The organism is Stenotrophomonas sp. S41 (genome assembly GCF_016624625.1).
Lineage (GTDB): Bacteria > Pseudomonadota > Gammaproteobacteria > Xanthomonadales > Xanthomonadaceae > Stenotrophomonas.
Genome location: NZ_JACVTV010000109.1, coordinates 1 through 15,026, shown reverse-complemented (window position 1 = coordinate 15,026; position 15,026 = coordinate 1). Strand labels below are relative to the sequence as shown.

12 protein-coding genes are annotated in these 15,026 nt (G+C 67.9%); 5 read left to right on the top strand and 7 right to left on the bottom strand.

Going from position 1 to position 15,026, the window contains the following annotated elements:
- Window positions 1-68: 68 nt before the first annotated feature.
- On the bottom strand, window positions 69-1,247 hold the full coding sequence (locus tag IAE56_RS17700; protein ID WP_200753434.1) for a PQQ-dependent sugar dehydrogenase: 1,179 nt from the start codon (window positions 1,245-1,247) through the stop codon (window positions 69-71).
- 165 nt (window positions 1,248-1,412) lie between these two features.
- On the opposite strand from IAE56_RS17700, the gene yiaA reads away from it, so the two are divergent.
- Complete coding sequence (gene yiaA / locus IAE56_RS17695) at window positions 1,413-1,865, top strand: inner membrane protein YiaA (protein WP_200753433.1); 453 nt, start codon at window positions 1,413-1,415, stop codon at window positions 1,863-1,865.
- A 157-nt stretch (window positions 1,866-2,022) separates the two neighbouring features.
- Here yiaA and IAE56_RS17690 read toward each other — a convergent pair whose 3' ends face one another.
- The 6 genes from IAE56_RS17690 to IAE56_RS17665 all read right to left on the bottom strand — a co-directional run bounded on the left by IAE56_RS17690 (window position 2,023) and on the right by IAE56_RS17665 (window position 8,012).
- Entirely contained in the window at window positions 2,023-2,370 is a 348-nt protein-coding gene (locus IAE56_RS17690; protein ID WP_200753432.1) for a hypothetical protein, read from the bottom strand.
- Window positions 2,371-2,445: 75 nt separating this feature from the next.
- Window positions 2,446-3,744 (bottom strand): amino acid permease, encoded by a 1,299-nt coding sequence (locus IAE56_RS17685; protein WP_200753431.1) that lies wholly within the window; start codon window positions 3,742-3,744, stop codon window positions 2,446-2,448.
- Window positions 3,741-4,502 (bottom strand): L,D-transpeptidase family protein, encoded by a 762-nt coding sequence (locus IAE56_RS17680; RefSeq protein ID WP_200753430.1) that lies wholly within the window; start codon window positions 4,500-4,502, stop codon window positions 3,741-3,743. Before IAE56_RS17680 ends, IAE56_RS17685 begins: the two co-directional genes overlap by 4 nt.
- Window positions 4,503-4,517: 15 nt before the next feature.
- Window positions 4,518-5,366 (bottom strand): MurR/RpiR family transcriptional regulator, encoded by an 849-nt coding sequence (locus tag IAE56_RS17675; protein WP_200753429.1) that lies wholly within the window; start codon window positions 5,364-5,366, stop codon window positions 4,518-4,520.
- Window positions 5,367-5,481: 115 nt separating this feature from the next.
- Complete coding sequence (locus IAE56_RS17670) at window positions 5,482-6,576, bottom strand: dipeptide epimerase (RefSeq protein ID WP_108767519.1); 1,095 nt, start codon at window positions 6,574-6,576, stop codon at window positions 5,482-5,484.
- Complete coding sequence (locus IAE56_RS17665) at window positions 6,573-8,012, bottom strand: SH3 domain-containing protein (protein WP_200753428.1); 1,440 nt, start codon at window positions 8,010-8,012, stop codon at window positions 6,573-6,575. The genes IAE56_RS17670 and IAE56_RS17665 overlap by 4 nt, the downstream gene beginning before the upstream one ends.
- 131 nt (window positions 8,013-8,143) lie before the next feature.
- On the opposite strand from IAE56_RS17665, the gene IAE56_RS17660 reads away from it, so the two are divergent.
- The 4 genes from IAE56_RS17660 to IAE56_RS17645 are packed head-to-tail and all read left to right on the top strand — an operon-like array spanning window position 8,144 to window position 14,899.
- A complete protein-coding gene (locus IAE56_RS17660) occupies window positions 8,144-9,610 on the top strand; it encodes a transglutaminase-like domain-containing protein (protein ID WP_200753427.1) in 1,467 nt (488 codons plus the stop codon).
- A gap of 51 nt (window positions 9,611-9,661) precedes the next feature.
- Window positions 9,662-12,685, top strand: coding sequence for a TonB-dependent receptor (locus IAE56_RS17655; RefSeq protein ID WP_200753426.1), 3,024 nt, complete (start codon window positions 9,662-9,664; stop codon window positions 12,683-12,685).
- A gap of 14 nt (window positions 12,686-12,699) precedes the next feature.
- Window positions 12,700-14,253, top strand: coding sequence for a serine hydrolase domain-containing protein (locus IAE56_RS17650; RefSeq protein WP_200753435.1), 1,554 nt, complete (start codon window positions 12,700-12,702; stop codon window positions 14,251-14,253).
- Window positions 14,186-14,899: a M15 family metallopeptidase gene (locus IAE56_RS17645; protein WP_200753425.1), complete on the top strand. Its 714-nt coding sequence runs from the start codon at window positions 14,186-14,188 to the stop codon at window positions 14,897-14,899. Before IAE56_RS17650 ends, IAE56_RS17645 begins: the two co-directional genes overlap by 68 nt.
- The last annotated feature ends 127 nt before the right edge of the window (window positions 14,900-15,026 follow it).

The window sequence follows — 15,026 nt, the reverse complement described above, 5'->3', positions numbered from 1 at the left end:
CGCGGGCGCGGGGTGTGGGGGGGGGGGGGGGGGGGGGGGTGGCGGGCCGGGGGCCGCCACTACCGGGGTCAGGCTTTCGGGGTCAGCTTCAGCAGACGCGCCTTGCTGCCGTCTTCCAGCAGCCACAGCGCGCCATCGGGGCCCTGTTCCACTTCGCGGATGCGCTCACCCATGTTGAAGCGCTCGGCTTCGCGTGCGTTCTCGCCATCGAACGCCACCCGCACCAGCGAGGTGGAGGACAGGCCGCCGATGAAGGCGCTGCCCTTCCACTGCGGGAACAGGCTGCCGCTGTAGAACATCAGGCCGGCCGGCGAGATCACCGGGTTCCAGGTCACCTTCGGTGCGGCGAATTCCGGACGGGTGTCGTGGTCGGGAATCGGGCGGCCGTCGTAGTGGTCGCCGTTGGAGACGATCGGGTAGCCATAGTTGGCACCGCGCTGGATCAGGTTCAGTTCGTCGCCGCCGGCCGGGCCCATTTCCTGCGCCCACAGCTTGCCGTTGGCGTCGAAGGCGATGCCCAGCACGTTGCGATGGCCCAGCGACCAGACCTGGGCAGCGACGCCGCCCTGCGAGGCGAAGGGATTGTCCGCCGGCACGCTGCCATCGTCGTTGAGGCGGATGATCTTGCCGAGGTTGCCGCTCATGTCCTGGGCCGGATCGAACTTCTGCCGCTCGCTCGAGCTGATCCACAGCTTGCCGTCCGGGCCGAAGGCAAGGCGGTGGCCATAGTGGCCCTGGCCGCTGACCTTGGGGGTCTGCCGCCAGATCACCTTCAGGTCCTTCAGCGCACCGCTGCCATCGGCATTCAGTGCCAGGGTGGCGCGCGCCACGGCCGCACCGCGGGTGTCGAGCGTGCCTTCTTCGGCGTAGCTGACGTAGACCACGTTGTTGCGGGCGAAATCAGGATGCAGGATGACGTCGCCGAAGCCGCCCTGGCCGCCGTAGGCCACCTTCGGCACGCCGGTGATCTCGTGCTTCTGGCCGCTGGCCAGGTCCAGGTGCTGCAGCTTGCCGCGCTTTTCGGTGACCAGCAGGCTGCCATCGGGCAGGAAGGTCATCGCCCACGGCTGGTCGAAACGGCTGACCTCGGTGGCGGTGAACGGGCGCTGGTCGGCGCTGGTTGCTGCCGGGGCGGTCTGGGCGGCGGCTGTCGTATCGGGGCTGGCCGCGCTGCAGGCGGTGGTGGCGAGGATGGGCAACAGGCCCATGGCGAGCAGCAGGGGCGCACGTTTCGAAGAACGGGTCATGGGTATCTCCAGGTGGGGATGCGGATGGCCAAGCTCCGTTGTACACCACGCCGGTGAACGGACGCGTGGTCCAAAGGTCCTGCTGCCCCCTGTGCGGCGCGCGGCCGATGGTCTACGGTGTGGGCGTCCGGGCAAAGCGTGCCCGTTGTCTGCCAAGGAACTGCAATGCAACCGACCGTCGTCTCCAAGCCGTCGCCCGCCTTCATCGCCGCCTCCTGGGTGGCCCTGCTGCTGGGCGCCGTGGCCTACCTGATCGGCCTGTTCAACGCCGAGATGGCCCTCAACGAGAAGGGCTACTACCTGACCCTGCTGCTGTTCGGCCTGTTTGCGGCGGTGTCGCTGCAGAAAAGCGTGCGCGACCGGGTGGAAGAGATCCCGGTGAGCGGCCTGTATTACGCGCTGTGCTGGTTCGCGCTGCTGGCCTCGCTGCTGTTGCTGCTGGTCGGCCTGTGGAACGCGACGCTGGCGCTGAGCGAGAAGGGCTTCTACGGCATGGCGTTCGCGCTGTCGCTGTTTGGCGCGGTGGCGGTGCAGAAGAACACCCGCGACCTGATCGCGGCCAATGCCGGTGAACCGGCCCGCAAGGTGGCCATGCCGCCGTTGCCGGAACGCGAGTGACCGCTGGTTTGTAGAGCCGAGCCCATGCTCGGCTCTACAGCCACGTGCCAGTAGATCCACGCCATGCGTGGATGATCCCGCGATCCGTCGAGCAAGCTCGACGCTACAACGGCCAAAGCAGCCGAGCATGGGCTCGGCTCTACAAAGGCAGGGCCTGTCAGCCCTGGCGCCCCAGGCGCGGGTCCACTGTGTGCGCTTCATCCCAGCCACGGCGCACGGCTGCACGGGCCTGCGCCCATTCCAGGCGGCTGCGGCCACGATCACTGGCCCAGCGCGATTCCAGCTCGCGCTCCACGTCTTCGTAGGCGCGGATCACCTGGTCGGCTCGGGTCTCGTGGAAGCGCGCGGCATGCCCGACCTGGTAGGCCGGTTCATAGTCATCGAACAGCAGGCTCGCGTCGTAGTACGGCTCGGCGCTGTAGCGGTCGCGCCAGTAGTCGGAAATGGTCTCGCGCGGGGTGCTGTCATCCGGCACGCGGCCGGGAATCTGGTAATCGGGGCTCATCGATCAGGCTCCGTGGTGGACGAAGCCTGATCGTGCCCGTGCAGCGGTTAACCGCCCGGGCCGGTTGCGTGAAGATCAGGTCGCGTCGGCCTTGCGCGGCAGCTTGTAGATCACCGCACCGATGGCGAAGGCGACCAGCGCGGCGGCGATGTTCTGCCAGCTGGCACTGGCGAACAGCGCCACGCACAGCAGCAGCGCCAACACCGGAATGAGCGGGCCACCGGGCAGCTTCAGCGCGCCGGGACGGTCGGCATAGCGCTTGGCCAGCACCAGCACCGCCGCCGCCGTGCCGATGTAGGCGAACAGGCGCGTGGTCATCGACAGCAGGGCCAGCTGCACGAAGGAACCGGACAGGGCCAGGCCCAACGCGATCAGCCCCTGGCAGAAGATCGCCGCGGCCGGCGTGCGGAAGCGCGGATGCACCTGCGCCAGCACCTTCGGGCCGTAGCCATCGCGGGCCAGGGCGAACAGGAAGCGCGGTCCCATCATCATCGTGTTGCTGTTGGTGCCGAGGATGGAGATGGTCGCGCCGACGGTGAGGATCAGCGCCAGGGCTTCGCCACCGAAACCGGCCGCGGCATCGGCCAGCGGCGTGGCTGAACTGGCCAGGCCGGCCAGCGTGCCCTGCGCCACCAGCTGCACCGCACCGTAGATGACGGTGACGGTGACGATCATGGTGATCAGCGCGAACGGGATGTCGCGGCGCGGGTTGCGGTACTCGCCTGCGGCGGCCGGGATGTTCTCGAAACCGGCATAGGCGTACAGCAGCAGAAGCGCGGCCTCGCCCATGCGCTGCAGGTCATGTGGGTCCGGGCGCTGGCCGGAGAACGCCAGCTGCGGGTCGATGTAGAACGCGCCGATGGCCACGAACAGCAGCAGCGGCAGCATCTTGCCGATGACCAGCACGATGCCGGTACGCGCCGCCGAGCGCACGCCGATGATGTTGACCCCGGTGAGGAAGCCCAGCGACACCACGATCACCGCGATGCGGCCCATGCCGGCGCCGGCCCACGGCCAGAAGCGCGCGACCGCATCGGCCAGCGCATTGCTGAGCGCGGCGGCCGAACTGATGCGGGTCAGCCAGATCATCCAGCCGATCTCGAAGCCGGCGAAGCGGCCGAACGCCTCGCGCGCATACAGGTAGCTGCCGCCGGGTTCATCGAAGTAGCTGGCGGCCTGCGCGTAGCACAGCACCAGCAGGGCGACGACGATGCCGGCGGCGACCACGCCCCACAGGCTGAAGGGGCCGAGCAGGGCGACGGTGGCGGCGGGCAGCAGGTAGATGCCGCTGCCGATCACATCGTTGATCGACAGGCCGACGATCTGCCAGCGGCTGACCGCGCGCTGCAGCTGCGGTTCGTCCTGGGCGCTCAAGGGTGTGCTCCGGTCAATGCGGGCAGCTTCCACTGCGCCTGCAGGCGCGCGTACTCGGCGCGCGGCAGCAGCACGAAGCGCGGCGTGTCCTGCGGCCGCAGCCAATCCAGCAGCGCTTGCATGCGTGCCTGCGGCATGGCCGTGCAGCCGGCGGTGGCCTCACCGGGCTGGCGCCACAGGTGGGCGAAGATGCAGCTGCCCTTGCCGGGCTGGTTCTGTGGGTTGTGCGCGATCACGAAGCCTTCCTGGTAACGCACGTCGCCCTTGTCGTGCAGGTCCAGCCGCATCGGTTCGGTGGAGCCCTCTACGGCGGCGCGGCCGACCTTGGCCGCATCGACGATGCGGTTGTAGTACGGCGAGGCCGGCACATCCATGCAGTAGCTGCTGTCGAGCATCGGCTGGTACGCCATCGCGGTACCGGGGCGCGTGCCGGCGTAACCGAACGCACTGCCCAGCGCGAACACGCCGGCCGGGCTGCGGCCATCGCCTTCCTGCTTCTGCGGGCCGTCGCCCTGTGCCGGGTGCAGGCCCAGGCCCCAGGCGCTGCCGCTGCGGCCCAGCGACACCGGGAACGCCGTGCCCTGCGCGCGCCAGCCCTTGCCGTCGCGCACGAAGGCCTGCAGCTGGCCCTGGGTGCTGTCCCAGCCCTCGCTGGTGACCACGATCAATTGCCGCGCGCCATCCAGCGGCGCGGCGTGGAGGGACAGCGACGCGGCCAGCAGCAGCGCGGCGGTGACAAGGCGGGACAGCGGCTTCATCAGCAGGCGCTCCGGTCAGGAATCCAGCAGGTGGTCGATCCGTTCCAGGTTCACCGCCAGTTGCCGCTGGCGATCTGGATTGGCGTGGCAGAGCAGCACGAACAGGAAATCGAGCAGGGCATGCATGGCGCTACGGTACAGCAGCTGCGCCACCTGCGGCGTGCGGTCGTAGGCACACACCACCAGCGACGCATCGGCGTGCGCGCGCACCGGGTTGGCGGTGTGGCGGGTGATCGACACGACCTTGCCGCCCATGTTCTGGAACTGCCGCGACAGCTGCGAGAGCTGCGGCAGGTTGCCGTATTCGGAGAACACCAGCAGGGCATCGCGGGGGCGCGCGGCCGACAGGTTGGCCAGCAGCAGGACCGGATCGGTGTGCGGTACCACCAGCAGGCCGAGCAGCGACAGCCGCATGGCGAACTCGCGCGCGAACAGGCCGTCATCGCCCAGCCCGTACACGAACAGCTTCGGCGCGCCGTCCAGCAGCTGCACGATGCGTTCGATCTCCTCGCGCGGGTTGGCTTGGCGGGTTTCCTCCTCGGCCTGGGCCTTGCTGCGGCGCAGGGCATCGCCCAGGCGCAGGTAGTGATCGCCGTTGTCCGGTTCGCTGGGGGCCTGCTGCGGGTCGGCACCGGCGCGGGCCACGTCCTGGCCGATGGAATACTTCAGGTCCGGGTAGCCCTTGAAGCCCAGCTTCTGGCTGAACTTGACCACGCTGGACTGGCTGATGCCCAGCGCGCTGGCCAGCTGCTGCGAGGAGTAGTCGCGCAGCAGGTGGGCGTTGTCGAGGATGAAATCGGCGATGCGGCGTTCGATGGCCGACATCTGCCCGCGCTCGGTTCGGATTTTCAGCAGGGGCGGCATGCGGGGTGTCCGGGGGTCGGGTGGCGTTCTGTGGCGTGGGCAACAGCATCCACGCATGGCGTGGATCTACTGGGGTGCGGCCCTTGTAGAGTCGAGCCATGCTCGACTGCGCAAATCAACCCAGCATCTCCAGGCCGCGTACTTCGGTGATGCCCAGCCCCGGTACGTCGCTGATGCTGATCTCCGATTCATTGAAATGCACGCCGCCGCTGACCGGGTCGAACTGGCCCAGCGAGGGGCCGTCCAGGTCGACCTTGGTGATCACATCGCTCTTGGCCACGGCCAGGTGTACGGCGGCGGCCACGCTGATGCTCGATTCGATCATGCAGCCGATCATGCATGGCACGCCGTAGATGCCGGCGATGTCGGCGATGCGGATCGCGTTGGACAGGCCGCCGGTCTTCATCAGCTTGATGTTGATGATGTCGGCCGCGCGCTGTTGGATCAGGTCCATCACCTGGCTCGGGCTGAACACGCTTTCGTCGGCCATCACCGGTGTGTTGACGCGGTCGGTGACGTACTTCAGGCCGGTGATGTCGGCGGCTTTCACCGGCTGTTCGAGCAGCTCCAGCACCACGCCGGCGTCTTCCAGCGTGCGCATGGCATGCACGGCCTGCTTGGCGGTCCAGCCCTGGTTGGCATCCAGGCGCAGCAGGGCGCGGCCCTGCACGGCGGCATGGATCGCCTTGACCCGCTCGATGTCCAGGCCGATGTCCTTGCCCACCTTGATCTTCAGCGACTCGAAACCGCGCTCGATGGCAGACAGCGAATCGGCCACCATCTTGTCGATGTAGTCCACGCTGATGGTGATGTCGGTGGTGATGACCGGATCGCCGCCGCCCAGCATCTGGTACAGCGGCGCGCCGTGCAGCTGCGCCCACAGGTCGTACAGGGCGATTTCCACCGCCGCCTTGGCGCTGGTGTTGCGCTCCATGGCGGTCTGCACCAGCGTGCACAGGTGGTTGAGGTTGACCACGTCCTGGCCGATCAGGCGCGGGGCGATGAAGTGGCGGATCGCTTCGATGATCGAGCCGTGGGTATCGCCGGTGATGACCGCGGTGGCCGGCGCTTCGCCGTAGCCGGTGTTGCCGGTGTCGGTGCGGATCAGCACCACCACGTCTTCCACGGTTTCCACCGTGCGCAGGGCGGTCTTGAAGGGGGTCTTCAGCGGCACGCGCAGCATGCCCAGTTCGATGGCGGTGATCTTCATTCGGCAGTCTTGGCCCGCAGGCGCTGGATGTTGGTGATGCGGTCGATGTAGCGGACGGTATCGCTGGCCATCATCGGCTCCAGCGGGGTGACCGAGACACCATTGAGGTGGGCCTGCACGCGCGTGCCGTCGGCACCAAACCAGCTGCCGCCCGCCGTATCGTGGATGACCCAGGTGCGGCCGTCGACGTGGCCGATGGCCATCATCACGTGGCCGGGGATGTAGACCAGGTCGCCCACCTGCAGCTGGGTCACGGCGCGGTCGCGCGCGGCCTTGCCGGTCTTTTCGGTGAACGGCAGGCGGTCCAGCGCCGGGCTGACTGCCTGCGCGCTGGTATTGCGCGGCAGCAGCACGCCGAAGCTGCGGTAGATCTCGGAAACGAAACCGCTGCAGTCGCGGGTGTCGTAGTCGTGGCCCCAGCCGTAGCGTTCGCCGAGGAACTTGAAGGCCTGCTGCAGCAGCAGGCGCGGGGTCAGCACCAGGTATTCGCCGGCGGTGTCCTGCGAGCGCGGCAGCAGCGCCGGCACCAGCTTCAACTGGCCATCGGCCTCGCGCACCGGCAGCTGCACCACCCACGCGGCATGCGCCTGCTGGCCGTTCACCGGCGTGGCCGCGGGCCAGTCGGCCAGTACCGGCAGGCGCACGCCCATGTCCAGCTGCAGGCGTGACACCCGCGGCTCTTCCGGGGTGAACGCGGTGTGCGCCACCGCGCCGGTGACAATGCGGTACGGCCCCTGCGCGCCGTAGCCGAGCACGCTGGCTTTCTCGCCGGTGGCCACAGACTCGGCTTCGATCCACGCGCTGTAGCGTTCGCTGTGCACGAACAGCCAGCGGCCGTCGGCGCTGCGATGGACCACCGCGACCTTGTCACCGGGGAACAGCGCCGATTCCTGGAAGCGGTCGATATCGGTATCGCCGGTGCTGCTGAAGACGCGCTGGCGGGTCGGGAAGGTGCGCAGTGCCGCGCGCTTCACCACCAGGCCGTACTGCGGCGCCGCCTGTGCAGCGATTGCCTGCAGGCCGAGGTTGGCCTCGATCGACGCGCGCATGGCGGCTGCGATCGGCTGGCCCTGGTCGTCATAGAGGGCCCGTGTCGGCCAGCTCGACAGCGCGGTGATGCTGCTGCGCACCTGCGCGGCGGTCAGCTGCGTGGGCAGGGCGGCGATGTCCTGGATGTGTGCATCCTGGCTGCGCATGCGCGCGTTCTGCGCGCCGATCTGCGCGCGGTCGAGGATCGGCGCATCGGCGTTGTCCAGCCGCGCGGCCCAGTACTGCGGGGTCAGGTAGGCCTCGTGCAGGCCAATGACATAGGGCAGCGGCGCGCCGGGATCGGGCGGCGGTGCGGCCTGTGCGAAGGCCGGCGCCGCCAGCAGGCACAGGGCCAGGGTCAACCGGCGCGGCCAGTGCCGGCGCGGTTCGCGGGAAGCCAGGATCATGCGCTGCACACCCTCCTCAATGCCTCTGGGAATACTTATTCCTTTCGGCCGCGAAAGCAAGAATAAATTATTGACCCGCTACCCGGCCCGTGTTACACAGCCGTTACCACCCGCGCTGGGGAAGTGTCGCCGTGGATCCCGTCGTTCGCAAACTGCGTCTGCCTGCCGCTGCCGGCCTGTGTGCCGTGCTGCTGCTGTGGGCGTCGTCGTCGGCGGCGCAGGACGTGCGCGAGCAGGGCGCAGGCGAGACGCGATTGATCGATCTGGTCGACAGTGGCCGCTTCGCGAACGCCGAAGACCTGCTGGCGCGCGGCGATCTACCCGCCACGGCGGCCTACCAGCGCGAACGCATGCGCCGCATCCGTCTGGATTTCAGCCTGGACGAGGCGGCAGCGAAAGCCGCCGTGCGCCGCTGGATTCCCGACCTGACCGATGCCGAATTCGCGCGCTGGGATCAGCTGGGCCTGATCGAACACCTCGATATCGACGGCGTGCGCTGGTACTTCAAGCGTGCGCCCTCCAACCTGTTCCGGCTCAGTGATGACGCGCGCGCGCGCCGCCGTGCCGATGCACCGATGCCGGCGCCGGGCCCGAATGAAGTGCTCAATGCGCATCACGCACGCGTGCTCGCTGCCGCTGATCAGAGCGGCGAGACGTCGGTGCTGCCGCAGCGCATTGCGTTCACCCAGTCGCTGACAGTGAAGGCCGACGCCGTGCCGGCCGGGGAAACCATCCGCGTGTGGATTCCGTACCCGCGCGAGATTCCCGGGCAGCAGGAGCAGGTGCAGTGGCTGGGCAGCACGCCGGGCAAGGCACGCGTCGCTCCGGCCAGCACCCTGCAGCGCACCGCCTATCTGGAAGCAAAGGCCGTGGCCGGGCAGCCGACCCGGTTCGAGATCCGCTACGCGGCCACGATCTTCGCGCGGCATACGGCGATCGATCCGGCACGCGTGCAAGCCACGCCGGCCGATCCGGCGTTGCAGCCCTACCTCGCCGAGCAGCTGCCGCACGTGCGTTTCACTCCGGCACTGAAGCTGTTTTCCGACCAGGTGCTGCAGGGCGAAACGCGCCCGTATGAAGTGGTGCGCCGGCTGTACGCCGCGGTCGATCGCATTCCGTGGGCGGGCGCCCGCGAGTATTCCACGCTCAGCAACATCAGCGATTACGCCCTGCATGCCGGGCATGCCGACTGCGGGCAGCAGACCCTGCTGCTGATCGCCCTGCTGCGCATGAACGGCATTCCCGCGCGCTGGCAGTCGGGCAGGGTGTTCTCCGATGGCGGCAGCGGCTACAGCAACCTGCACGATTGGGGTGCGGTCTATCTGGCGCCCTATGGCTGGCTGCCGATGGACGTGACCACCGGTGCGCTGGCCAGCGATGCGCCTGCGCTGCGCGACTTCTATATCGGTAGCCTCGATGGCTACCGCATCGCCTTCAACGATGATTTCGGCCAGCCGTTCGTGCCCGCCAAACAGCATTACCGCTCGGAAACGGTCGACTCGCAGCGCGGCGAGGCCGAGTGGGCGGGCGGCAACCTCTACTTCGACCAATGGGACGACGACTTCCAGTGGCGGGTACTGCCGGCCGGGCAACGCTAGCGCACTACCTCCACCACCACACCATTCAATTCTTGCAGGAGAGAGCAGGGGATGAAGGCTTACAGCATCAAGCGGGCGGCGTTGTGCGTCGCCCTTGGGGCGTGTCTGGGCATCATGCTGCCCGGCACCGTGATGGCCCAGACCGTGAGCGGCGCCGTCGCCGGCCGCGCAACCGCCGGTGACCAGGTCACCGTGGTGAGCAGCAGCACCGGCCTGACCCGCACCGTCACCGTCGGCGCCGATGGCAGCTACCGCCTCGGCCAGCTGCCGGTAGGCGACTACCAGCTGCAGCTCAGCCGCGAGGGGCAAAAACTGGGCGACCAGGTGGCTGTCAGCGTGGCCGTGGGTGGCACCACCACGGTGAACCTGGCCAGTGCCGGCGGGGTGACCAACCTCGATGCCCTGCAGGTGACCGGCACGCGCGTGGTCAACCGCGTGGATGTCTATTCCACCGAAACCTCGTTCAACATCAACCGCCAGGAAATCTCGCGGTTGCCGGTGGCGCAGGACCTGTCCGCCGTGGCGCTGATGGCGCCGGGCGTGGTCGGTGGCAACTCGTCGTTCGGCGGCCTGTCCTTCGCCGGTTCGTCGGTGGCCGAGAACGCGGTGTTCATCAACGGCCTCAACGTCACCGACATGTACACCCGGCGTGGCTTCAGCACCGCACCGTTCGCCTTCTTCAACGAATTCCAGGTCAAGACCGGTGGCTACTCGGTCGAGTTCGGCCGCTCCACCGGCGGTGTCATCAACGCGGTGACGCGCTCGGGCAGCAACGAATTCGAGGGTGGTGTCGAAGTGACCGCCGAGCCCAGCGCGTGGCGTGCCAGCGGGCGCGACCACTTCCACCGTGACGGCACCGCGCACTCCTACGGCAGCCGTGACAACAACTCGTTCTTCAAGACCAACGTCTGGGGTTCGGGCCCGATCATCAAGGACAAGCTGTTCCTGTTCGCCATGTACGAGGATCGCGACGACCGCGGCCACAACACCTCGTCCGATGGCAGCACCTGGTTCAAGAACAACTCCGGCAACGGCTTCTGGGGCACCAAGCTGGACTGGAACATCAACGACAACCACAGCCTGGCGCTGCTGGCGTTCTCCGACGAGGGCGATGTCACCAACGCGTCGTATGGCTACGACTGGGATGACGACCGCATCGGCGACTGGGGCGGCGATTCGATCACCGAGACCGGCGGCCGCAACTGGTCGGCCACCTACACCGGCCACTTCGGGCAGAACTTCACCGCCCGCGCCATGGTCGGCCAGAACAACCAGCGCGCCTTCACCAATTCCTCGCTGGACCAGGCCTGCAGCCCGGTATTCACCGACAGCACCTACGGCCCGCGCCTGGGCAAGCTGCAGGGCCTGCGTGCCGGCTGCCATCCCACCGGCACCGCCGTGGCCGAGCGCGATGACACCCGCGATGTCGCCCGCCTGGATTTCGAATGGCAGCTGGGCGACCACCTGCTGCGCTTCGGCCTCGACCGCGAGCTGATGACCACCGACCAGTCGACCCGTTACCCGGGGCCAACGGCGCTGAGCTACACCGCCTATCTGGCGCGGCCCGGCGATGAAGTGTGGGACGGCGCCAACGCCTACGTGCCTGCCGGCGTCACCGAGATGCTGCGCGCACGCAACCGCCAGTCCGGTGGCAAGTTCGAGACCGAAGCCAATGCCTTCTACCTGGAAGACATCTGGAACATCACCCCGAACCTGATGCTCAACCTCGGCATCCGCTGGGACCGCTTCGAAAACCGCACGGCCGAGGGCAAGGCGTTCATCAAGATGGACGACCTGTTCGCCCCGCGCGTCGGTTTCTCGTGGGACATGCGCGGCGATGGCAGCACCAAGCTGTTCGGCAATGCCGGCCGCTACTACTTGCCGGTCACCAACAACATCAACGTCAACTTCGCCGGTGGCCTCACCGACGAATACAGCTACTACGTGCTGGAAGGCTGGGAGCAGAAGACCTCGCCGACCGGCTCGGCGTACATGGCGCCGATCATCGGCGCGCAGATCGGGCCGACCGACACCCGCATGAACACCGGCGGCGCCGACCTGCGACAGAGCGTGGACCGCGACCTGAAGGCGGTCTACCAGGACGAGTACATCCTCGGCTTCCAGAACATGATCAACGCCGCCTGGTCGTGGGGCGTCAACGCAACGTACCGGCGCATGACCCGCGCGCTGGATGACATCCGCATCAACTACACCCCGTGCGGCCCGACGCCGAGCACGCTGTGGCCGATCGGCAACCCCGGCGAGAGCCTGACCCTGTGGGGCGACCAGAGCATCGGCTGCGCCACCGAAGGCTGGATCACCATCGACACCGCCAACAGCGGCTACCGCAAGGGCGGCAGCGGCGAGGTCATCGGCTATTCCAAGCCCAAGCGCACCTACAAGGGCCTGGAATTCCAGATCGACCGCGCCTGGGACGAGAAGTGGCTGTTCAACGCGTCCTACCTGTGGTCGCGCAGCGATGGCAACTTCGAAGGCCCGGTGAACTCCGATACCAACTACGGCGACACCGGCATGGTGCAGTACTGGGATCATCCGGCCACCAACGAACGCTATGGCGTACTGTTCAACGACTTCCGCCACCAGATCAAGCTGCGCGCGGCCTATGCGCTGAACCAGCAGTGGTCGTTCGGCACCACCCTGCAGGTGCAGTCCGGCGGCCCGATCACCGCCTATGGCGTGATGTGGCCGAACGACACCATCGCCGGTGGCAGCACCTCCAGCGAAGGCAGTGGTGGCGGCACCGGCTGGCTGTGCGTGGCCAACTGTTCCGGGCCGTATGACCAGCGCCAGTTCGAGTACAGCCCGCGCGGTGCGTTCGGTCGCCTGCCATGGACCTGGACGATGGGCGCCAACGTGACCTGGCGCCTGCCGGTGGAGGGCATCGACCTGAGCGCACGGTTGTCGGTGTACAACCTGACCAACAACCAGAAGACCATCAACGTGCACCAGCGCTACGAAGCACAGCCGGGCCAGTACCGCGAAGCGACCTTCGCCACCGGCACGCGCTGGCAGTCACCGCGCTACACGCAGCTGGTGGTGACGTGGAACTTCTGAAGCATGCCGCGCGGGTGGCGTCGGGTTTGCTGGCGCTGGCCGCCTTGCCTGCGGTGGCGGCGGAATCGACGGACACCGCCGCCATCGATGCCGATGTCGCCGCCGTGGTCGAGCACGCGCATCTGCCCGGGCTGGCCATGGCCGTGGTCGAGCAGGGACGGGTGGTCTACCAGCACGCCGAAGGTGCGCGCGGGGATGGCGGCCGCATCGACGAGGACACGCTGTTCAAGATCGCGTCCAACAGCAAGGCGATGACCGCCGCGCTGCTGGCGCGCCTGGTGGAGCAGGGCAGGCTGCGCTGGGATGACCCGGTGCGGAAGCACCTGCCCGGTTTCACCATGCATGACCCGTGGGTGGGCGAGCACATGCAGGTGCGTGATCTGCTCATCCATAACAGTGGCCTTGGCCTGGGGGCCGGCGACCTGATGCTGTGGCCGGAGCCCAACGCCTATACGCGCGCCGACATCATCGCAGGACTGGCCCACCTCAAGCCGGTCACCAGCTTCCGCAGTGGTTACGCCTACGACAACCTGATGTACGTGGTGGCCGGTGAAGTGGCCGCCGCTGCCGGTGGCAAGCCTTACGACCAGCTGATGCGCGAGCAGGTGTTCGCACCGCTGGGCATGGACCGCTGCCAGGTGGGCGCGTGGTCGGTGAAGCGCGTGGGCAACGTCGCCCAGCCACACGCTTGGCGCGAGGGCCGCAACGTGGTGGTCAACGCCGATGGCGCGACCAGCCCCGACCTGACCTCGATGGCCGCGGGTGGCATCCGCTGTTCGCTGCGCGACATGACGCGCTGGATGCAGGTGCTGCTGGACCCGGCGCTGGTACCCGGCTGGCTGGGCAGCGAGCAGCGGCGCACGCTGTGGACCCTGCACATGCCGATGCCGCTGGGCGAACGCCAGCGCCGCTGGGACAACGCGCATTTCATGGGCTACGGCTACGGCTGGCGCGTTTCGGACATGGACGGGCAGTGGAAGGTGGCGCATACCGGCACCTTGTCCGGCATGTATTCCTCGCTGGCCCTGCTGCCGGACCGCAAGGTGGGCGTGGTGATGCTGATGAACGGCGAGGGCGAGGACGCGCGCACGGTGCTGATGCAGTCGGCGCTGAAGCGCTTCACCGCCGTGGGCGCAGCGCCGCCGGCGATGGAGTATCTGGCAGAGCTCCGTGCCGACCAGGCCGAGCGTGCCGCCAGCGGAGGCGGGCGTCCGTCCACCGCCGGCGCGCGGCCGGTGGCTCGCGATGCGCTGCCGCAGTGGCAGGGCCGCTACCGCGATCCGTGGCTGGGCCCGGCCTCGCTGTGCCCGGGCAAGGACGGCCTGCGATTCAGCGTGGACAAATCGCCCAAGCTGCAGGCGCAGGTGATGCAGCTGCAGGGTCGCTGGCTGCTGCACTGGGATACGCTGGAGGCATCCGCGCAGGCATGGCTGCAGGCCGACGACGGTGCACCACCCACGCTGCAGCTGCGCGCCCTCGATCCGGACATCGACTTCAGTTATGACTTCCAGGACCTGCATTTCACGCGTACTGGCGATTGCCCTGGCGGGCAGCACCCACGCCGCTGAACCACCGCGCATCTCACCGGCCACCGATGCGGCCAGCGCCGGTCTGCTGGAGATCCGCACGCTGGCCCCGCGCATCGAGCTGGACATCCGCTACGCCGGCGCCAACAACTTCACCGGTGCCCGCGTGCCGGGCTACGCGTCTTCGTCGTGCTATCTGCTGGCCCCGGTGGCGAAGGCCTTGGCCGCAGTGGAAGGCGACCTGCGTGCCGAGGGTCATGCGCTGCGCATCTACGACTGCTACCGCCCAGTGCGTTCGGTGCAGGCGTTCATGGCCTGGGTGCAGGATCCGCACGAGCAGTCGCGCAAGGCCCTGCAGTACCCGGACCTGGACAAGTCGCGGCTGCTGGCCGACGGCTACATCGCCGAGCGCTCGGGCCACAGCCGGGGTGCGACGGTGGACCTGGGGCTGCTGGATTGCCGGACGGGGACGTGCGTGGTGATGGACATGGGCACGGATTTCGATTTCTTCGGCGTGCGTGCGCATACCGATGCGGCGGGGCTGACGGCGGCGCAGCGTGGGAACCGGCAGCGGTTGCTGCAGGCGATGGCACGGCGCGGGTTTGCCAACTACCCGCAGGAGTGGTGGCACTACACACTGCAGCCGGAGCCGGATGCCGGCACGGCCTACGATTTTCCAGTGCGGTGATGGTTTTTCTTGCAGGGCTTGCAGCCCTGCACCTGCTCAATGCAACGTCAACGTCAAAGGCGTGCATTCCGTGGATTGGCGGGGTGGGTCCGGTTGAGGGGGACGCCGTAAATACGTCCATGTAGGC